18 protein-coding genes, 1 tRNA gene and 1 pseudogene are annotated in these 19,246 nt (G+C 40.1%); 12 read left to right on the top strand and 8 right to left on the bottom strand.

Going from position 1 to position 19,246, the window contains the following annotated elements; translation table 11 throughout:
* Position 1 precedes the first annotated feature (1 nt).
* Genes NLF99_RS19180 through cysM form a run of 4 tightly spaced genes read left to right on the top strand, consistent with a single transcriptional unit; the run spans position 2 to position 2,874 of the window.
* Positions 2-787, top strand: a complete 786-nt coding sequence (locus NLF99_RS19180) for a HipA family kinase (protein WP_254530235.1) — start codon at positions 2-4, stop codon at positions 785-787.
* Positions 777-1,160: a DUF3037 domain-containing protein gene (locus NLF99_RS19175; RefSeq protein ID WP_254530203.1), complete on the top strand. Its 384-nt coding sequence runs from the start codon at positions 777-779 to the stop codon at positions 1,158-1,160. Before NLF99_RS19180 ends, NLF99_RS19175 begins: the two co-directional genes overlap by 11 nt.
* Positions 1,161-1,186: 26 nt before the next feature.
* A complete protein-coding gene (locus tag NLF99_RS19170) occupies positions 1,187-2,002 on the top strand; it encodes a serine O-acetyltransferase (RefSeq protein WP_185214299.1) in 816 nt (271 codons plus the stop codon).
* Complete coding sequence (gene cysM / locus NLF99_RS19165) at positions 2,002-2,874, top strand: cysteine synthase CysM (RefSeq protein ID WP_254530201.1); 873 nt, start codon at positions 2,002-2,004, stop codon at positions 2,872-2,874. The genes NLF99_RS19170 and cysM overlap by 1 nt, the downstream gene beginning before the upstream one ends.
* Before the next feature lie 64 nt (positions 2,875-2,938).
* Here cysM and NLF99_RS19160 read toward each other — a convergent pair whose 3' ends face one another.
* A complete protein-coding gene (locus NLF99_RS19160; RefSeq protein ID WP_254530199.1) occupies positions 2,939-3,628 on the bottom strand; it encodes a hypothetical protein in 690 nt (229 codons plus the stop codon).
* 166 nt (positions 3,629-3,794) lie between these two features.
* Here NLF99_RS19160 and NLF99_RS19155 point away from each other — a divergent pair, with 166 nt between their 5' ends.
* From NLF99_RS19155 to NLF99_RS19145, 3 genes are all read left to right on the top strand, one after another.
* Positions 3,795-5,264 (top strand): DUF3943 domain-containing protein, encoded by a 1,470-nt coding sequence (locus NLF99_RS19155; protein ID WP_254530197.1) that lies wholly within the window; start codon positions 3,795-3,797, stop codon positions 5,262-5,264.
* A 98-nt stretch (positions 5,265-5,362) separates the two neighbouring features.
* Positions 5,363-6,031 (top strand): hypothetical protein, encoded by a 669-nt coding sequence (locus NLF99_RS19150; RefSeq protein WP_254530195.1) that lies wholly within the window; start codon positions 5,363-5,365, stop codon positions 6,029-6,031.
* Between the two features lie 42 nt (positions 6,032-6,073).
* On the top strand, positions 6,074-6,730 hold the full coding sequence (locus tag NLF99_RS19145; RefSeq protein ID WP_254530193.1) for a hypothetical protein: 657 nt from the start codon (positions 6,074-6,076) through the stop codon (positions 6,728-6,730).
* 1,058 nt (positions 6,731-7,788) lie between these two features.
* Here the strand turns inward: NLF99_RS19145 and NLF99_RS19140 are convergent.
* The gene (locus tag NLF99_RS19140) at positions 7,789-9,123 is read right to left on the bottom strand and encodes a trigger factor (protein ID WP_185214305.1); all 1,335 of its coding nucleotides are present in this window, start codon (positions 9,121-9,123) and stop codon (positions 7,789-7,791) included.
* 72 nt (positions 9,124-9,195) lie between these two features.
* Positions 9,196-9,277: transfer RNA gene (locus tag NLF99_RS19135), tRNA-Leu, on the bottom strand.
* Between the two features lie 571 nt (positions 9,278-9,848).
* Here NLF99_RS19135 and NLF99_RS19130 point away from each other — a divergent pair.
* The 5 genes from NLF99_RS19130 to NLF99_RS19110 all read left to right on the top strand — a co-directional run bounded on the left by NLF99_RS19130 (position 9,849) and on the right by NLF99_RS19110 (position 15,066).
* Positions 9,849-10,472 carry a hypothetical protein gene (locus NLF99_RS19130; protein WP_185214306.1) on the top strand — a complete coding sequence of 208 codons (624 nt, stop codon included), beginning with the start codon at positions 9,849-9,851 and terminating at the stop codon, positions 10,470-10,472.
* Positions 10,469-10,771 (top strand): transcriptional regulator, encoded by a 303-nt coding sequence (locus tag NLF99_RS19125; RefSeq protein WP_254530191.1) that lies wholly within the window; start codon positions 10,469-10,471, stop codon positions 10,769-10,771. The genes NLF99_RS19130 and NLF99_RS19125 overlap by 4 nt, the downstream gene beginning before the upstream one ends.
* A 52-nt stretch (positions 10,772-10,823) precedes the next feature.
* Entirely contained in the window at positions 10,824-11,336 is a 513-nt protein-coding gene (locus NLF99_RS19120; RefSeq protein ID WP_185218530.1) for a Coq4 family protein, read from the top strand.
* A complete protein-coding gene (gene creD / locus NLF99_RS19115; protein ID WP_254530189.1) occupies positions 11,326-12,819 on the top strand; it encodes a cell envelope integrity protein CreD in 1,494 nt (497 codons plus the stop codon). Before NLF99_RS19120 ends, creD begins: the two co-directional genes overlap by 11 nt.
* A gap of 138 nt (positions 12,820-12,957) precedes the next feature.
* On the top strand, positions 12,958-15,066 hold the full coding sequence (locus NLF99_RS19110; protein WP_254530187.1) for a S9 family peptidase: 2,109 nt from the start codon (positions 12,958-12,960) through the stop codon (positions 15,064-15,066).
* 112 nt (positions 15,067-15,178) lie between these two features.
* Here the strand turns inward: NLF99_RS19110 and NLF99_RS19105 are convergent.
* The 5 genes and pseudogenes from NLF99_RS19105 to NLF99_RS19085 all read right to left on the bottom strand — a co-directional run.
* Positions 15,179-16,261: pseudogene (locus NLF99_RS19105) on the bottom strand (hypothetical protein); the annotation flags it as partial.
* A 15-nt stretch (positions 16,262-16,276) separates the two neighbouring features.
* A complete protein-coding gene (locus tag NLF99_RS19100; protein ID WP_254530182.1) occupies positions 16,277-16,423 on the bottom strand; it encodes a hypothetical protein in 147 nt (48 codons plus the stop codon).
* A 3-nt stretch (positions 16,424-16,426) separates the two neighbouring features.
* On the bottom strand, positions 16,427-17,365 hold the full coding sequence (locus NLF99_RS19095) for a serine protease (protein ID WP_254530181.1): 939 nt from the start codon (positions 17,363-17,365) through the stop codon (positions 16,427-16,429).
* A 2-nt stretch (positions 17,366-17,367) separates the two neighbouring features.
* The gene (locus NLF99_RS19090; RefSeq protein ID WP_254530179.1) at positions 17,368-18,465 is read right to left on the bottom strand and encodes a TlpA disulfide reductase family protein; all 1,098 of its coding nucleotides are present in this window, start codon (positions 18,463-18,465) and stop codon (positions 17,368-17,370) included.
* A gap of 31 nt (positions 18,466-18,496) precedes the next feature.
* Entirely contained in the window at positions 18,497-19,201 is a 705-nt protein-coding gene (locus NLF99_RS19085) for a DUF4369 domain-containing protein (protein ID WP_185214313.1), read from the bottom strand.
* Positions 19,202-19,246: the final 45 nt, after the last annotated feature.

Here is a 19,246-nt window from a genome sequence, read left to right as displayed (position 1 = left end):
GCTGGAAATAAAGAGTCCTGAAATTAGAGAGGTGAATATCATCCGATATGTCCAACCTTTTCGCGAAGGTGGTTCGCTGCCCGGATTGGTTGATGCGGATGATGGATTTAGCTATGTGATCAAGTTCCGAGGAGCTGGACAGGGGAAAAAAGCCTTGGTCGCTGAATTTATCGGTGGAGAACTGGCTAGGTTCTTAGGACTTCGGGTTCCTGAAATGGTGTATGCCGATCTGGATGTAGGCTTCGGTAGGACCGAACCGGATGAAGAGATCCAAGACCTGCTCAAGTTTTCAGTAGGCAAGAACCTCGGTGTAAGTTATCTGAATGGAGCTATCACCTTTGATGCCAATGTCGATGAAATTTCCTCCGAGGAAGCTTCCAAGATCGTTTGGCTGGATGCCCTTTTGATGAATGTAGATCGTACCGTGAAAAATACCAATATGCTGATCTGGCATAAGGAATTATGGCTTATAGACCATGGGGCAGCACTGTATTTCCACCATAACTGGGACAATTGGGAAGAAACCGTTGATAAACCTTTCGTTCAGATCAAGGACCATGTCCTCTTATCCAAGGCCAAAGATGTTCCCCTTATCGATGCAACCTATAAAGAGCTGTTCAACAAAGAAAATATCAGGAAAATCCTTGATGTAATACCCGATGAATGGTTAATTGATGAGGTTCGCGATCTTAGTGCTGATGAAGTGCGTGAAGTGTATGTGGAGTTTATTACCAGAAGAGCGAGCCATTCTGAAGTTTTTGTAAATCAAATTCAACATGCAGGATAGGACTTTATACGAATATGCTGTGGTAAGACTGGTTCCGCGTGTTGAAAGAGAGGAATTTGTCAATGTAGGCGTGCTGTTATATTGCAGGAAGCAACGATATGCCAATATCCTGTACTATGTGGATGAAGGCCGTTGCGAATTGTTATGTAAGGATATCGACTTTGACCAGATCCGGGCTCATTTGGAATCCATGAAGCAAGTCTGTTTAGGGAGCAAAGAGGGTGGGGCCCTTGCCCAATTGGATCAAACCGAACGTTTTCGTTGGCTAACCGCTAAACGGAGCACCTTGATCCAATGCTCTGCCGTACATCCAGGCTTATGCTTAGATGCAGAAAAAACACATCAAGAACTCTTTGAAAAACTAGTGCTTTAAAATTTTTAAAATAATTCAACCTACCCATGATAATGGAGGATTTCTATCAACATATATACGAAAAACAACAGGCTGTCCAAGATATGCCCAGCAATAAAGCCATTGCTCATTGGGCAGTTGAATTGCTGCATCTGTTGTTCCCTGAACGGAATTCAAGAACCTTCAATACGGTTCAGGAAATTGAAGCTGCATTCAAGCAGGCTGAGGCAGATCTCTATCTTTTGCTTTTCAAAACAAAAGCATGCTCCAGCTGCAATATCAAGAAAGTATCCGAAAAGTTCTTTGCTAACCTGCCTTCCATCTATCAGCGCATGCTGACTGATGCAGAAGCCATCATGGAAGGCGATCCGGCAGCACAGAGTCTGAATGAAGTGATACGGACCTATCCCGGTTTTTTGGCTATCAGTATCTATCGATTGGCCAATGAACTGTGGATCCAAGGAATCCCTTTGATTCCACGGATACTGACGGAACATGCACATTCAAAAACAGGCATTGACATCCATCCAGGAGCTTTCATCGATGAGTACCTACATATTGACCATGGTACCGGTATCGTGATTGGAGAAACCTGTAGGATCGGCAAGCATGTCAAGCTGTACCAAGGGGTAACCTTGGGTGCCTTGAGCGTGGAAAAGAACATGGCCAATACCCAGCGGCATCCCATTATCGAAGACCATGTCATTATCTATGCTGGAGCGACCATCTTGGGAGGTGAAACCGTAGTGGGCCATCATTCTGTGATAGGAGGAAATGTGTGGTTGACCAGCAGCGTTGACCCTTATACGACCGTATATCATCAACCCAATTCAAAATTTATTGACTCTAAACCTTTAGCATAATGGCGAATATCATAGACTTAATTGGAAATACACCGATGGTGGAAATCAAAGGATTTCATCACAACCCTAAGGTTAAAATATATGCAAAACTTGAAGGGAATAATCCCGGAGGTTCGGTAAAGGACCGTGCCGCTTTAAATATGATCCGCTCTGCCATGGAACGTGGCGAGATCAATAAGGATAGCAAGTTGATTGAAGCCACAAGTGGCAATACCGGTATTGCCTTGGCCATGATCGCAAGTATGTATGGCTTAGAGATTGAACTGGTGATGCCATCTACTTCAACAAGGGAGAGGACCTTGACCATGGAAGCTTTCGGGGGTAAGGTGACGTTGTTGGACAATATGGAGGTGAGCCGGGACTATGCCGAAGAAAAAGCCGCAAGCGGTGAATACTTTATTCTCAATCAATTCTCCAATCCTGATAATTACGAAGCCCATGTAAAAACTACGGGGCCCGAGATCTGGCGTGATACCGATGGAAAGATTACCCACTTTGTCAGTGCAATGGGAACTACAGGAACCATTATGGGCTGTTCAATCTATTTGAAAGGCCAGAATCCAGAGGTACAGATCGTAGGTTGTCAACCTACTGAAGATTCCTCTATTCCCGGCATCAGAAGATGGCCAGAGGAATACCTTCCAAAGATTTTTGATCCAAGTAGAGTGGATAGAGTTATAGACATCGACCAAAAAGATGCAACCCAGAGAGCTAGGGAATTAGCCAGAAAAGAAGGGGTATTTGCAGGGATGAGCTCTGGTGGAGCTTTTCAAGCAGCCTTGACCGTGGCTAATGAAATCGAAGAGGGCGTTATTGTATTTATCGTTTGTGATAGAGGCGATCGATACCTCAGTTCAGACCTCTTTGGTTAAGAGATTATCATAAAAAGAATCGGGGCATTCATTTGAATGCCCCGATTCTTTTTATGATAAATTTCTATTTATTGTCCCTAGACCAGATCTCAAAGATAGGGTCACCTTTTGAGCTCAAGCCACTGTGGTTCCAAGCGCCATCTTTGATTTCGCCATCAAAGGACAAGGAAGCACCGACACGGCTATTGTCTCTGGAGAAGAATAAGATGTTTTCGGTATATTTCTTATCCTTAAAACTGTATTTTCCTCCACCGGTACCATAAAAGCCCTTTTCAGCAGGATTTATGGCAATCCATTGGAAATAGCCGTCAACCAATATTTTGATAGTCTTTCTGTCGCCACGTGGTATGTTGGACATTTTATCTTTTTCTTTTCTGCCGGTTATCCGCCACAGACCATCCAAATCCTGTTTATTGGCAGTTTGTTTCGCGAAGTTCAGGTTTCCCATTTTGATGCCTTTACCATCCAATTGGGCGTTTGTGGCCTTTTCAGTGCCTATTTCAGCTGGATTGGCATCATTATATTCCACGTTTACCTGTATATCATTGTTTGATGTGGTAAATGGACCTCCCCAGGTAGAAATATACTTGTTGTCTTCATATTGGATATATGAACTGTAGCCATCTACAAATAGCCATAGGTGATTGACATTTCCATCTTTTGCGAGGTAAGCTCCATGTAGGGGCTGCTTGGATTGAGCAATGACTGCAAAGCCCATCAGCAGAATGGCCAAACTTAAAAATAGTCTTTTCATGTTGTGATTCTGTTGGTTATCCCTTAAATATAATTAAAACCATTTAAAGCGCAAACTGTTTTGAACCTGACAAAAACGCTTTGTCACGAATGGGTAGGAATCGAAATTTGAGTTTTCGCTTTCAGGCTAATACATTAATTTTACGCCAAATTTAACTTCTATAGCATTGCAACTAAATCACAGGACACTATTTCTTCTCACGTGGGTCTTAATTTTATCCACTTTAAAGTCACTAGGTCAGATAGAGACCAAATCTGTTACTGACACGATAATATTTAGAAAAGACAGCTTAGCTGTCCTTCCCGATGAACCTGCGTTTATCAAGGATACCTTAGAATGGGACCTGAATCCCAAGAGGGAAAAGAAGTTTTGGCGTGCAGGAGCTCAATGGTTTTTGGCTCAAGCTTTACCGGCTTCCTTCAATCGCTTTATTACGAAAGATCCTTATTCATATATCAGTTTCCAGAACTTTTTGGACCATCAGCGATTTAGTGCCTGGGATTGGGATGACAACCAATTTACCACCAATCAGATTGACCATCCTTTCCATGGACAGATTTATTTCAATGCCTTTCGTAGTAATGGTTACAATTTTTACCAATCCTCCCTGGCCACGGTAGCCGGAAGTTATATATGGGAGACAGCTGGCGAAACACAGCACCCTTCCATCAACGATTTAGTCAATACCACCTTTGGAGGGATATTGATGGGGGAGATGATGCATCGGGTTTCCCGCAACATCCTTGCGAGAAACCGTACGGACCATAATAGGATCGGAAACGAGATCGTAGCGACTTTGGTGAATCCTATCAACGGATTGAATCGCTTTTTAGATGGTAAATGGGGTAAACCGATCGATGATTATTATGGAGCCGACTCTTCTGTCATCAAGGCGGAACTGGATTTAGGAGTGCGACGCTTTGATGCCAAGGAAGGTGATTTCCTGAATGAAGGAAAGAATGCTTTTTACGGTCGATTGCGATTTATCTATAGCAATGGTGACCATAACTATAAAAGACCTTTTGATCAGTTCTCTGTAAACCTAGAATTGGGAAATGGGGACAGTTCATTTATTAATGGGGTCAATGTACATGCCCTACTTTATGGTGCAAAATTCTTTAAGTCTAAAAAGGGGAATCATTATGGTACCCTGAATGCCCATTATGACTTCTATAACAACGATGCCTTTTTTTACGGAGGACAAAGTTTGAACTATAATTGGCTTTCTGAATTCAGATATAAAAAAGGCAATCGCTTGAACCTGTCTGTGGGAGCGGGAGCGGTGATATTGGCCGCAGTTCCTGATCCATATTTGTTATATGGAGCCAGTAGAAACTACAATTATGGGCCAGGTGCATCATATAGGTTCCGTGGAGATTTGATGCTCTTAGATCGCTTTATTTTAAGTGCTGACTATAATGGTGGGGTGTTTTTTACCATTTCGGGTACGGATTCATACTATGTCCTCCACGGACTGAACGTCGAAGCCAGCCTGAGATTATATAAACGTTGGTCCATCAACTTGAGTTCTGGTTATTTCAATCTCCAAGGTCATTTCTATGATCAGCAATATCCAGACTTTAATCGTGAATATCCTTATGGTAGGTTGTCCGTAGGGTATAATATATTCTTTTAGAAGTTAACACAAAAGACATTTATTTTTAATAAAGTATAATTTTGTTCTATATTTTTAATTTTGTTGCCCTTATTTTTGCTGCAAATTAAAAATAGACAATGACTAAATCTTTACTAAGCAGCTGGAATAGGGGAATTCTTCTTTTATTTATCTTAACAGTATTTTCTTCTTCATCTTATTCCCAAGAACAGGACTCTAACAAACATAAAACAGTTGATCCTGTCGATTTTGTAAAACCAACCTCTAGTATTCGAGTTTCCTTAATTGCTCCAACCTTAACTTTTCAATACGAAAAACCAATAGGTCCAAAAACTGTATTTGATGTCAATGCAGGGCTTCTAGTTAGCTTTGGGGTAAGTAAACTTTCGGTTGATATAGATCAATATAGAGATTTGGAGGTTAATGCTAGGTGTTTTGCTTTAATGCCACTAATGTCTGTTGGGGTAAAACATTTTTATAATATTGAAAATAGGCTCCGAAAAAATAAAAGCATTGAGAATAATAGTTCAAATTATTTTGGAGGAAGGTTGCACGGTCCTATAATTGGATGGATTAGGGATACTAAAAATATTAATGCAGAAAAGTCCAAAAGAATACAGTTCAGCAGCCGGACTGCAGTAGGATTGGTAGCCTTGTGGGGGATGAATAGAGACCTCGGTAATAATTTCAATTTCAATCTGGAGGTGGGACCAAGTTTAGTCTATAATTTGGATTCTAAAATAGTGCCTTCTTTCTGGCTTCATGTTGGTTTTTCAAAGACCTTTTAAATAATTGGTTTATTATTTAATCCTAAGAATTTTTTTTAAACCATGAGATCTGTTTTAAAATTTATTCTGCTATTCCTGTTTATTTTACCATTTACCCATGCTCAAGAAATCAATGCACTTGATCATGATTCAATCCGCTCATATGTTGTAGAGAATCATAGTATCCATGCGAATATCGTAAAACCCATGTTAGCATATCAGTTTGAAAAGCCAGTTTTTCAAGATGCTGTCCTCGAGATGCATGCAGGTCTTACATTAGGAGGTTTAACACGCTTTCATGCTTTACCAATAGGAGATAAGGAGCGTTGGAATCATTATAATAGAACAATTGTGTTGATGCCGACCTGGTCCTTATCGGTCAAGAAATATTATGGTTTTTCAAATCGATTACAAAATGGCAAATCCATTAAAAATAATTCATCAAATTTCCTCGCTCTTCGTTATTTAGGCCTAATGGCAGGCTGGACATTTGATACAACGGTGGGAGAGAAAGAAGCTAAAGAAAAACCTAGTTTTGATAAAGGTGTAGCCTCAGGTTTCGCTGCAACTTGGGGAATCAATAGAGATATTGGCAAAGACTTTAGTTTCAATTATGAAATGGGACCTATTTGTATGAAAGCCCCCCAAGGAATCTGGGGTTTAGGACTATACCTGAAAGTAGGCTTTCAGTGGAATATATTGTTATCTGCTAAACATTGATATTAATAAATTTTTAGGTAAAATATATTTGTTCTTCGTTTTTAATTTCATAGATTTTTCGTTTAATGCGGTAGTTTACAATTCTTTAACCGAAGACGCGGGCGTACGGGGGACTTTCCTGGGACAAATTGATCCAAATCTTGGCCCATCCTCCCATCCTCGTTGGGAGATCGAGGCAAATCCCGATCCTGGTTCAACATAGAGAACAGTTTCTTAACTTTCGGTTACCCACCATGCTGTCGTCCTGACGAAGGAAGGATCTCGCAGCAATGCGAACCTTGCTTGTATTGGCGTACAGTTCCTTTACCTTCGGTAAAGGATGACAGGACTTGGGAAAGGAGAAGCGTACAGATTCTTCACTAATCGTTCAGAATAGCACATGGGCAATGTTCTTTTTTTACTGTCAACCTGAGAATAAAAAATTTGGACTAAATTTATCGGAAGGTGATGACAGCTTTTTGGCAACGAAAATAAATTAGCTCTTTTATTTTTTTAATATAGAACCCCTTTGGGGTTCCATTATTTTAGCTGGCATGGCACGTTAGCCTGTAAGTAGCAAAAACTGATGTTCGATTAATCGAACATCAGTTTTTGCTACTCCTGTTTTGTTCAATACCATTGCTAAAATAATTCATCCCCGCTGGGGATGTATGGCGGATAAAAGGTTTCCCGTTCCGGTGTCAACCTGAGGTACGAAGGTTCTCGGAGGTATGCAAATATTGATTGTATAGGTGTACAATTCCTGCACCGAAGGTTAAGGAAGACAGGGGCATAGGGGGCGGGCGTATGTAATTCAGCCCTACCGTATGTTGGACTTTCCAGCGAATTGTTGATCATCATCATGGTCTATCCTCGAATCTGTTAAATCCTGGTTCAAATCCAAATCATGGTCTATCCTCCCATCCCGCTAATCCGGGTTCAAAATACCCTACAGTCCCATTCCCTTCGCTTAAAGGCACCCCCGAGTCTAATTACTTACTACTAAATACTCCATAAAAAAAGGTTAACGAAATTGCTCCGTTAACCTTTTTTTATTTTATAACTAATTCTTGTAATGCTTATTTGTCAAGCTTTTCGAATTTGTCGAAATCGATCTTTTTAGATTTGATTTTCACTGTATCTTTCAATTGATCGAACACTTTTAAAGCTTTTACTTCTTCGAACAAACGGTTAGCTTGTTCTCTGTCGCCTAATAATTGCATTGCGAATTGTTGCAATTGCTCATCTGTTGGCTCTTCGTTGATGTTGTACATTTTGATTTGCGCGTAGATACGTTCTTTAGCCAAATCAACCACCTCATCATATTTAACTTCTAAGTTGTTTGCTGTAACGATGCGGTTTTCGATGATCGTCCATTTCAAGTTGTTCAAGAAATCTTCGAAACCTTCTTCGATTTCAGTAGCATCCAAGTTAGGGTTAGTTGCTTTTAACCATTTTTTCAAGAAATCCTCAGGGAATTTAGCGTCAACTTTATCCATACCGAAAGTATACATATCGTTGCGTAATTTTTGAGCTGAGTTTTGTTTGAATAGGTTTTCAACTTCTTCTTTTACTTTTTCGTTGAATTGCTCTTCGGTAGTTACTTCACCAGCAGGGAACAATTTGTCGAAGAACTCTTGGTTCAAGTCAGACTCTTCTAATCTATTGATGTTTTTAACCGTCAATTCGAATTTAGTAACGTCTAGGTTTTCAGCCTCATCTTCAGTGATACCTAAGATACGAGCAAGGTCAGCAACTTTGAATGCTTTCTTTACGTCAAGCTTTGCAGTATCATCTTTTTTCAAGCCAACCAATGATTTTTTGATTTTGGCATCTTCAATGATGTCCGTACGGATTGAAGTTGTTTTTTCGATACCGTCTTCTTTATCTTGTTTCAATTCAGCGTAAAGAACGTCACCTTCCTCAGAAACTTCAGGGTTGGTCATTTTACCATAGCTACGACGTAAGTTTTTGATACGCTCAGTAAGCGTTGCTTCATCAGCTTTAATGTCGTATTCAGTGAATTCCGTCTCTGCTGAGAAAGGAATGTCAAACTGAGGAGCTAAACCGATCTCGTAATCGAATTTAAAAGTATCTTTGAAATCCCAGTTGTATTGACCATCAGTATCTTCTTCTTTAGGAAGAGGTTGGCCTAATACTTCCAGTTTTTGCTCACCGATGTATTCAGCAATTTTATCATTGATAATTTTATTGATCTCATCAAATAAGATCGCTTTACCGTACATACGTTTGATATGTCCAGTAGGAACCATTCCTGGGCGGAATCCTGGTAATTTAGCTTGTTTTGCTTGGTCTTTAATTGCTTTATCAACCTGTGGGTTATAGTCCTCAGGCGCTATTTCCACTTGGATACTAGCGTTGATGTCATCAATGTTCTGGTGTGAAATATTCATACTCTTGTTTTAGCTTTTCGCAATTAATAAAAAAAAGTCCTCCTGATATTTTGTTTTCAGGAGGACATCAAGTGCGGAAGAAGGGACTCGAACCCCCACGCCTCGCGGCGCCAGATCCTAAGTCTGGTGCGGCTACCAATTACGCCACTTCCGCAGTTAGGATTTTATTGAGCCACAAAGATAGAAACCAAACCTATATATGTCAAGCTTTTTCTTCTCTTTTTTCTATGTTTTTTTGTAACTCTTTGTTTCTTAAAGCCTAATTTTTTAAAAAATATTGAAAATAGCCTGGGCTAAGCTCAAAATACGGGAAGATCATGCTGTTTTTGGAGCGGATTCGATAGGTAAACATCCTCTTTTGGTCTTTATAATTATGGAAAACTAAAAGGACATCCTCCAAAAAAACTCGAAGGTGGGGAGGCTCATGTTCCTTTTATATAATAAATCAATAAACACTATTCAATAGAAATAAGGATTCCTTCAAGAATCCTGACCAGGATAATGGAGCATAATTTGACCTCATTCGAGACACATTCCGAATTTTCCGAAAATGTCTCGAACAAGGGTAAAGTGATGGTCGAAGGCCTAAGATCAATAATTGGATAAAAAAACGACTTTCCAGAACTTGGTTTTATTGATGGAATGGGGGAGGCTTTATAAAAAAATTGAAAAAATATTTGCGCAAGTACTTTTTTCTCCTTTACTTTGAAACACAAAGTACTTTTATGGACCAGAAAGATATCTTAAAAGAAATAGGCCAGATCCGCTCCATGATGGAGAAATCATCGAAATTTATGTCCATCAGTGGGCTTTCGGGCGTATTGATCGGTTGTTTAGCTTTATTGGGGTCAGCAGCTGCATATTTTGTGGTTTATGGAACCAAGAGTGTATTTGGTTACCGTGACTATTATGTGCTGGATGAACAGGTGCTATATAAATTGATCATCATTGCCATTTTGGTCTTGGTTATTTCCGTAACGGTAGGGGTGATCATGGCAAGGGCAAAAGCCAAGAAAGCGGGACAGAGCATCTGGAACCCGACCAGTAAAGCGTTATTGAAAGCGATGGCTATCCCATTGGTGACTGGCGGTCTGTTTTCGATCATCCTGATCAGTAAGGGTGTGGTCGGTTTGGTAGCTTCCACCTTGCTGATTTTTTATGGACTGTCACTTGCGGCAGCTAGTGTATTCACTTTTCGGGAAGTCAGGGTACTTGGAATTTTGGAAATTGTATTAGGCTTGTTAGCTTTGGCCTTCCCTGGATATGGCGTCGTGTTTTGGGCCTTAGGATTTGGTGTTCTACATATCGTTTACGGGTTAATTGTCCATAAAAAGTACGAAAGAAAGTGAGCTTGGATTTAACATTATATGACAAGGTTTTTGAAAATAGGGTCAGGTTGCAAATCATGAGTATCCTGATGGCCAATGATTCCTATGATTTCAATTCGTTAAAGGAATTGTTGGAGGTAACCGATGGTAACCTGGCATCAAACCTGAAGAACCTTGAAAAAGAAGGCTATATTTTGGTGACTAAAACATTCATCGATCGTAAGCCGAATACAAGTTATAGTAAGACGGATCAAGGCGCTAAAGCATTTGAAAATCATATCATTGCCTTGGAGAGCCTCATCAAACAGCAGTACAAATAGAATTTTTTTTGTTCATCTACTTTGAAAGACAAAGTACTTTATAGATAAAAATATGAGAGGATTAAGATTGAAATTTATGCTATTCCTGTACAATTGGTCATCCAAATTGTATGCAGAGCTGTTTAAGGGATATAAGGCAGCTTGGGGAATCAGGAAAGAAGAGTTTTTGGAATATCAAGAGGGGAGTTTAGGCTATGCCTTAGGGATGTTCTACAAAGAAAAAGGTTTTGACGTCATGCCGAAATTGGAGAATCACGATGTCTTTCACCTGATCACAGAAACTGGAACAGAGATTAACGATGAAATTGCCATGCAATATCTGCTATTCGGAAATGGCAAGCTGAGTTTGTACCTGCTGGCCATGATCTTTATCGGGACCTTTATATTTCCGGAGCATAGCGCACATTATTGGTCAGCTTACAGAAAAGGGAAGGCCATGCATAAATTTCATCATATAGAATTTAAGGGCTTCCTCACAGAATCACTGAGCACATTACAACAATCACTAGATAAAAAACAATTAAAACTACAACTACAAGTAAATCCTATTCAACATGGAAAATAATTCAACTAACGAGGGATTGGAGAACAGTTCTCAGAAATCCCTGATCGAAAAAATCACCTCTTCATTGATCGTTAAGATCTTTGTCATTTTCTTCCTGATGTTAATCTTGCTCATTCCATTGGGCTTGATCGGAGACCTGATTTCAGAGCGCAACAATAGGGAGACGAATGTATCTACGGAGATCGCTCGGAAATGGGGGATGGACCAAGTGATCACAAGCCCTATCTTAGCTGTTCCTTACGAGGTGGTCAGAGAAAGGATGAAAAGTGATGGGGAAGGTACGGGAACCAGTACGTTGGTGACAACGGTAGTGACAGAATATGCCTTTATGATGGCAGATCAGATCCAGATTACAGCTACCGTAGAACCTGAACCTTTAAAGCGTGGCATCTATCAAGCCATCGTCTATACCTCAAAGATCAATATTAAGGGGAATTTCGAAGCCTTTGATTTCAGTAAATTAAAGGTACTGCCTGCTGATCTGAAATGGCAGGACGCCAAACTGGTTTTCGGTATACAGGATGTGAAAGGACTATCAGAAAATCCAACGTTTAAATGGGATGGTAAAGCCATGGATATGGGGAAATATGATCTGGATATCGATCTGTTCAAGCAGAATTTAACGGTTGACCTTCCATTAGAAAACAATGAGTCCTTGAACAAACCTTTCGAGATCAATTTTGACCTGAAAGGATCCAAGTCCTTGAATTTCTTGCCGCTGGCAAAAAACACGAAGATCAATGTAAATGGTAATTGGGCAAATCCTAGTTTCAATGGTAACTTTTTACCGGATGACCGTGAAGTTGGAGAAAGCTTTAAAGCTAACTGGACCATTCCGGATTTCAGCAGAAAACAGGCCCAACAATGGACCGGAGAGCCTTATAAGGTCTATAACTTCCAAGGTATCGATCTTTCTGACGAAGACGCACATCCCAATGAATATGCTGCACGCACCTTTCCAGAACCACAGAGCGCTAGCACAGACAATCAGTTGACTGCAAATGATTATGACATGGTTCAGGTCAACTTCTTGCCACAGGTCGATAACTATCAAAAAGCAACCCGCGTAACCAAGTATGGTGCTTTGGTGATCGCATTGACTTTTGTTTCCTTGGTCTTCATGGAAATCATCAAGAAACAGCGCGTGCATATCATTCAGTATGTATTGATTGGTTTTGCCATGGTGTTGTTCTATGCTTTATTACTTGCGATTTCGGAACATATTGGATTTAATTTCGCATATTTAATTGCAGCAATTGCAACAATTATCCTGATTTCATCGTTTATCAAAGCAATAACCAAGGACATGAAATCGGCCATGAATTTCGCCGCCATATTAGCTCTATTCTATAGTTTTATCTTCGTACTTCTTCAATTACGTGACTACTCATTAATCGTTGGAACCATTGGACTATTCATCATCTTGGCGGTATTAATGCGTATTTCAACAAAAATTAACTGGTATCAATTTGAAAAGCAATGATAAGGTTAAGTAGAACATCCATACGAATGTACCTCACGAGCATTTGGCTCTTATTTTGGAAAGCCAGTCGTGTAAATTAGGTAATGATTTCGGTTTGCCTGTCAACTTTAGTAAATTGGCAGGCAAATCGTTTTTTATATGCATAAGATATCATGGATTGGAGCACTCTTATTGATCAATAATATGGTTATTGCACAAGAAGGAAAAGAAGTTCCCCAAAAGGTGGAGCGACCAAAAGTAGAAGATCGCGTCAGACGTTCAGGCAATGTGGAACCCCTTAGTCCCCAGAAGCTATGGGAATTGGGCCGGGTTTCCGGAGAAGGACTTTCAGCAGATGGCACCCAATTGATTTACGGTGTATCGAATTATCAGTTTGATGAAAACAAATCCGAGAAGGATCTTTTTGTTATTCCGGTAAAAGGAGGGGTTGCCAAGCAATTCACCTCCGAGGCAGGTGGAGAGTCTGTACTCAAAGTGGAAGGTGACGATGTCCTTTATATGTTCAAAGGACAGATCTGGAAAAAAAGCCTGAAAGACGGAAATGCCGTTCAAGTGACCAATCATGAAGGTGGATTGGAAAATGTGAAGATTTCACCTGATGGGAAGCATATCTTGTTCAGCAAACAGGTTCTCTTAAAAGATTACCATAGCACCGATAAATATAAGGACCTACCAAAATCCAATGTGTATATCTATGATAATCTAGATTACAGACACTGGGATACTTGGAACGATGGGAAATTCAACCATCCATTTATCGCTAGTTATGATAACGGAAAAATTGGGGAGGCTAAGGATATCTTAGCTGATGAGCCTTTCTATTCGCCAACCATGCCATTTGGAGGTGCAGAGGATTTTGCTTGGACTCCAGATAGTAAATCCGTACTCTATGTATGTAAGAAAAAATTTGGAACGGAATACGCACAGAGTACCAATACAGATATCTACAAATATGACCTGGCTTCAGGACAGACCAGTAATCTGACCGAGGGAATGAATGGGTATGACAATACGCCAAACTTCAGCCCTGATGGAAAATTGATGAGCTGGATGAGCATGAAAACCGATGGCTATGAATCGGATAAAAATGATATCTACATTAGCGAGCCTGCCAGCGGAATCAAACTGAACATGACGGCTCATTGGGATGGAACAATCAATTCCTATACTTGGAGCAAGGACAATAAAAAAATCTATTTCTTGGCACCAACCGAAGGTACAGTTCAGATCTTTGAACTATTGATCCCAACCAACCTGAAGAATAGGGCATTGCCAATTATCAATAAGATTTCAGATGGAGAATTTGACATCAACGGTATCGTGGGAGAAACCAAGGAGGGTCTGGTAGTTTCCCTGTCAAAAATGACACGGGCCAATGAAGTATACCATTATGCTTTCAAATCCAAAAAATTAACCCCAATAACGACTGTCAATGATCAATTGTATAGTAAGGTTGCGGATACAAAGGTGGAAGCAAGGGTTACTAAAGCATCGGATGGTTTAGACCTATTTTCATGGGTGATCTACCCGCCGAACTTTGACCCTAGCAAAAAATACCCAACCCTATTATTCTGTCAGGGAGGTCCACAAGGAGCGGTTACCCAATCGTATTCCTTCCGTTGGAACTTCCAGTTATTGGCCAGTCAGGGATATATTGTCATTGCGCCTAACCGTCGTGGAATGCCAGGATGGGGGGTGAAATGGAATGAGCAGATTTCAAAGGATTGGGGTGGTCAGGCGATAGCCGATTACCTATCCGCAATCGATGACCTGTCCAAGGAATCATACGTGGATAAAGATAGGATTGGAGCTGTAGGTGCTAGTTATGGCGGTTATTCCGTATTTCAATTGGCAGGTGTGCATGAAGGTCGATTCAAATCCTTTATTTCACATTGTGGATTGTTTGATATGAAGTCATGGTATGGTACAACAGAGGAATTATTTTTTGCTAACTATGAATTAGGTGGACCTTATTGGGAACAGGGTAATGCGAAAACCTATACCGAATTCAACCCAAGCACACTGGTATCGAAATGGAATACGCCGATCTTGATTTTCCAAGGCGGTAAAGATTACAGGGTTCCAATCGGACAAGGGTTGGAAGCTTTCCAAGCAGCTCAACTTAGGGGGGTGAAAAGTAGATTGGTCTATTTACCAGATGAAAACCATTGGGTGCTTTCAGGTCATAACGCACAGGTATGGCAAAGGGAGTTTTTCGGATGGTTGGATGAAACCTTGAAAAAATAATAAATAAATAAAGAAGCCGATTCAAATTGAATCGGCTTTTTGAATGCACAGAAACAAGAGACATTATAGGATCTATAACTTGCTTTTTCATTCATTACTTAATAAACAACATTTAAAGAATATTTTCACCTTTCTTCATTAGGTCTAAATTTTCATTCAAATCATAGAGCTGGTTTTCTTCCGCCTTTGTGATTGCCTTTTCCATCAAAGAGATTCCTTTTTCTTTTTCTCCCACTTTATAGTTCAACAAAGCGTAGTTGGAAAGATTTTCGACATCTTCAGACTTTTCAAAGGCATCTCTCGACCAGGTCAACAGTTCTTTGATGAGTTCAGTCTCCTTGGATTTTTTTGCAAAAACACCCACATATTCCATTTTCATTCTATCACTGATGCTATGGTCATATTTTTGGATATAGGCTTTCAGGGCAGGGACATAATCATGCATCAGAAGGCCATTTTTATAGAAGTTTAATTTTATAAAATCCAATAGTTCCGTGCTATGATTTGGGTATTTTGCAACTAAGGTATCTTGGAAAATAGACCAATCCGGATTGCTGGTCAAGATATAATAGCCCATAGGAGATTTACGGCCGAGCTTGTTGGCGGCATCTTCAAAATTTATTATTCCTCGGTATAGATCCTCGGCCGCTGTTTCTCCTAACAAAGAGTCAATTTTTTTAGCTTGATTCAAAAGTAATGGGAAGCCAATGTCTTGGGAAGAACGGGTTACATCCATGATGACCTGTGCTTCGGCTTTCGTTTCAATAGCTGGTTTCTGGGAAAGATAAGCCTTGATCAGATCTTGTTTGTCCTCGGGCTCAGCTTCCATAGAAGCATTTAAAAGTTTTTTTAATATGGTTTTGTCCTGCTTATTTTCCTCATACTTCTTTCTTAAGGTGTAATATTGGAAATCTGGATTCGGGACCTTTTGCAATAGGTTTAGGAAATTGCTGATCTCTCTCTTGCCATAGGCTTTATGTACTATTTCGCCAATGGGATTAAAGAAGAGATAGCAAGGGTAGCCATCCACCTGATAATTCTTGTCAAATTCCTTGCTTAATTTCATCCATTCTTTTTTGACTTCATTCGCCTCAGGGTCATCATCAAATTGCACTTGGACAGACACATAGTTTTGGTTGCTGAACTCGCCAATTTTACTGTCTGTGAAAACCTGTTGTTCCATGATTTTACAAGGTACACACCAGGAGGTTTAGCAATCCATCATGATGTATTTGTTCTCCGCTTTGGCTTTTTCTTTGACCTCTGCCCAATTCAAGTTATTGCTGAATTTTATTCCTTTTTCCTGAGCAAAGAGAACGGTTGGTAGCAAGAATAATATAAGGATGAATCTTTTCATGATTTATTGGATTAATAGCTTTAGAGCACGTACGGAAATAGCGTTTTTCATGACCATCTGTTGTTTGTTGCCTTCAGGCGTAGCTGAAGGAATGGTCTGAGTAGAAGAAACTACACCAGCCAGATTGCCAGCTTCCGATAGGATAGGAGCACCGCTTGATCCGACCGCATAGTCTGCACTGATGGTCATCCTATATTGTCGGATTACCGGTGTCCTCGGGTTCAACATCAAACTGTTTTTGTTGACGATGCCTTCACTCAGATAATAATAGATATGGTCTGGATGGGAGATAATATATACGGGTTCGCCGGGTAATAATACTGGACCTAATGGAATAAAAGGCAATTTCTTTCCATTCGTTTTAACCTTGAAAACGGCTAGATCATTGCTGGAAGAAAAGGCCAGTAACTCATCCATCACATATACCTCACCATCTATGCCTTCAATAAAATAAGTGCTTAGGTCTTTGCTTTGTTGCAAAGTATCTGTTGGCTTATCCGTATGGATCAATTCAGCGAGCACATGGTAATTCGTGACGCAGATGCCATCAGAACTGATAGCAAAAGCGGAGGCATATAGATCGGCATAGGGATAATCATTTTTATCTTTTTGGTTCATTCGGCCCATCAAAAAGACAGCTGTTTTTTTTGCCTGAAAAAGGTCCCTAGGCTTCAATGCCTCTGTGGATGGATTACCCACTAATTTCCATGAAAATGATTGTTCATTTTTTAATGCCTTGGCTTCGATTTGAAGTTGAGGTACTGTTTTTCCTTGCTGTGATTTAAATGCAGCCTGTACCTTTTCCTCCAAGCCTTTGTGGAATAAGGCATCGTTCATGAAAATGCTGTCTGTTTGGTCCTGTGCTTTGGCCTCCTGCTGTAGACAGGATAAAGCCAGAGCCAAGGTAAATACCCAAAAAGGATGTGTTTGAAACAATTTCATGGTTAAAACAGTTCTTCGAGTTTTTTGATTAATTCTTCACCTCTTAAGTTTTTGGCTATGATCTGTCCATTTGCATCAACTAAGAAGTTGGTTGGAATCTGTACGACATGGTACATTTTAGCCACATCACTATCCACCCCTGTAAGGTCGGAAGTTTGTTTCCAGGTCAGTTTATCCGCAACGATTGCTTGTCGCCACATTTTTTCCGCTTCTTTTTTGTCTAGGGAAATACCTAAGATTTCGAAACCCTTTTTGTTGAACTGATTATAGGCAGCAACTAAATTCGGGTTCTCGGCGCGGCATGGTGCACACCAACTTGCCCAGAAATCGATCAGTACATATTTGCCTTTGTAATCTGAAAGGTTGACCGTTTTACCTTCTGTATCTGGAATGGAGAAATCGGGTGCCGGCATGCCAATATCAACGATAGCAGATTGCATGATCAGTGAATTGATCATTTCACCACCTGGAGATTGCTTTAGCTCGTCGGACAGTCCTTGGAAAAGCTCTTTCATTTGACTGTTTTCCAAGCTTCCCACAAGATTGTATAATTCGGTTATCGAAACGGCACTGCTGCCATGGTTTTTGATAAAGGAAACTGCAAATTCATTACGGCTGACATATAATTCGTCCATCAGCTTGTCATACTCCTCTTGCGAAATCTTAGGCTGCGGATTATTAAATTGATCATCCAATTCCTTGATCCTTGCAGCTAATTTAGTTTCAAAGTCTTTGATTTCTAGGTAATCAGAATAGGTCTTAGAACCTGTAATTTGTACTTCATTAATCTTGTTGAAGTCTCCATTGACTTGAATATTGCCGGGTTCCACGAATAAAAAGAAAGCGGTGCTTTTATCATTGGACTTATTGACCAAGAATGAATTGGTTGGTCCTGGAATGGTTCCTTTAAATTCAAACTTTCCGTCGACCACCTCTGCGGAATCTTGGCCAGGATAGTCGCCGCGCTGTTCAAGGTGGATATATTTGCTAGGCCAATTCTTGATCTCGCCCTTGATGCTAAAGGGCTCTTGCGCAAAAAGAGGAGAGCTGACTGCTGCAGTTAAAAATAAACCTGTTATCGTCTGGATGTATATTTTCATGATTGTGTTGTTCTAATTTTATCTATAAAGATCATTGACCTTCAATTTCTTCTTCTTGTTTATCCTTGCCCATCAATGGAAGGTTTTCGGATAGTAAAACGCCCTCTGGACTTTCCTTGATATAAAGGCTTAGGGAATTGAATAGAGCAACCAATTCGCTGTTCAGCAGGCTGTTGTTTAGGGTCTGGATTTCCGATAAGCTAACGATGCTGTTCGGGTGTTTTTTAATAAACTCCTTGGAATATTCAATATCCAGAAGACTTAGGCTATCGAGGCTTTTATAATATTGCTTCAGTACGGTACTGTCTTCTGTTGTGAATTGAAGTTGTACATATTTGCTCATTTCCTGGTCGTATTTTTCATGACCTTCCCTGAGTTCAATAAAGTCATTGTAGGTAGTTGATCCTTTGACTTCCACATTTTTAAAATCTTCGAAATTGCCATTAACGGTGATATTGCCTGGTTCCACGTACAATAATTTTGCAACTCCGCTCTTTTTCTGGGTAATCAGGTATGCTGCGGTTGCACCTGGGATACTACCACTGAATTGGAAGCTGCCGTCTGTGGTGCTAACTGAGTCCACTCCAGGATAATTTCCTTGACGGACCAAATAGACCGTTTCTGTTGGCCATCCTTCAATTTTACCTTTTACGGTAAAGTTATCTTGGGAAAAACCGAGTTGCGTGAGTATAAATAATTGAATGAATAGCGCAGATAGAATTGTTTGAATTTTCATGTAATTAAGCTTAAAGTGTATGGTTATTTAAATATTTCTTTCAGT

This window comes from Sphingobacterium sp. LZ11T8, from assembly GCF_024261425.1.
GTDB lineage: Bacteria > Bacteroidota > Bacteroidia > Sphingobacteriales > Sphingobacteriaceae > Sphingobacterium.
The sequence above is the reverse complement of the archived record's forward strand: the minus strand, read 5'-3'. Positions and strand labels throughout refer to the sequence as shown.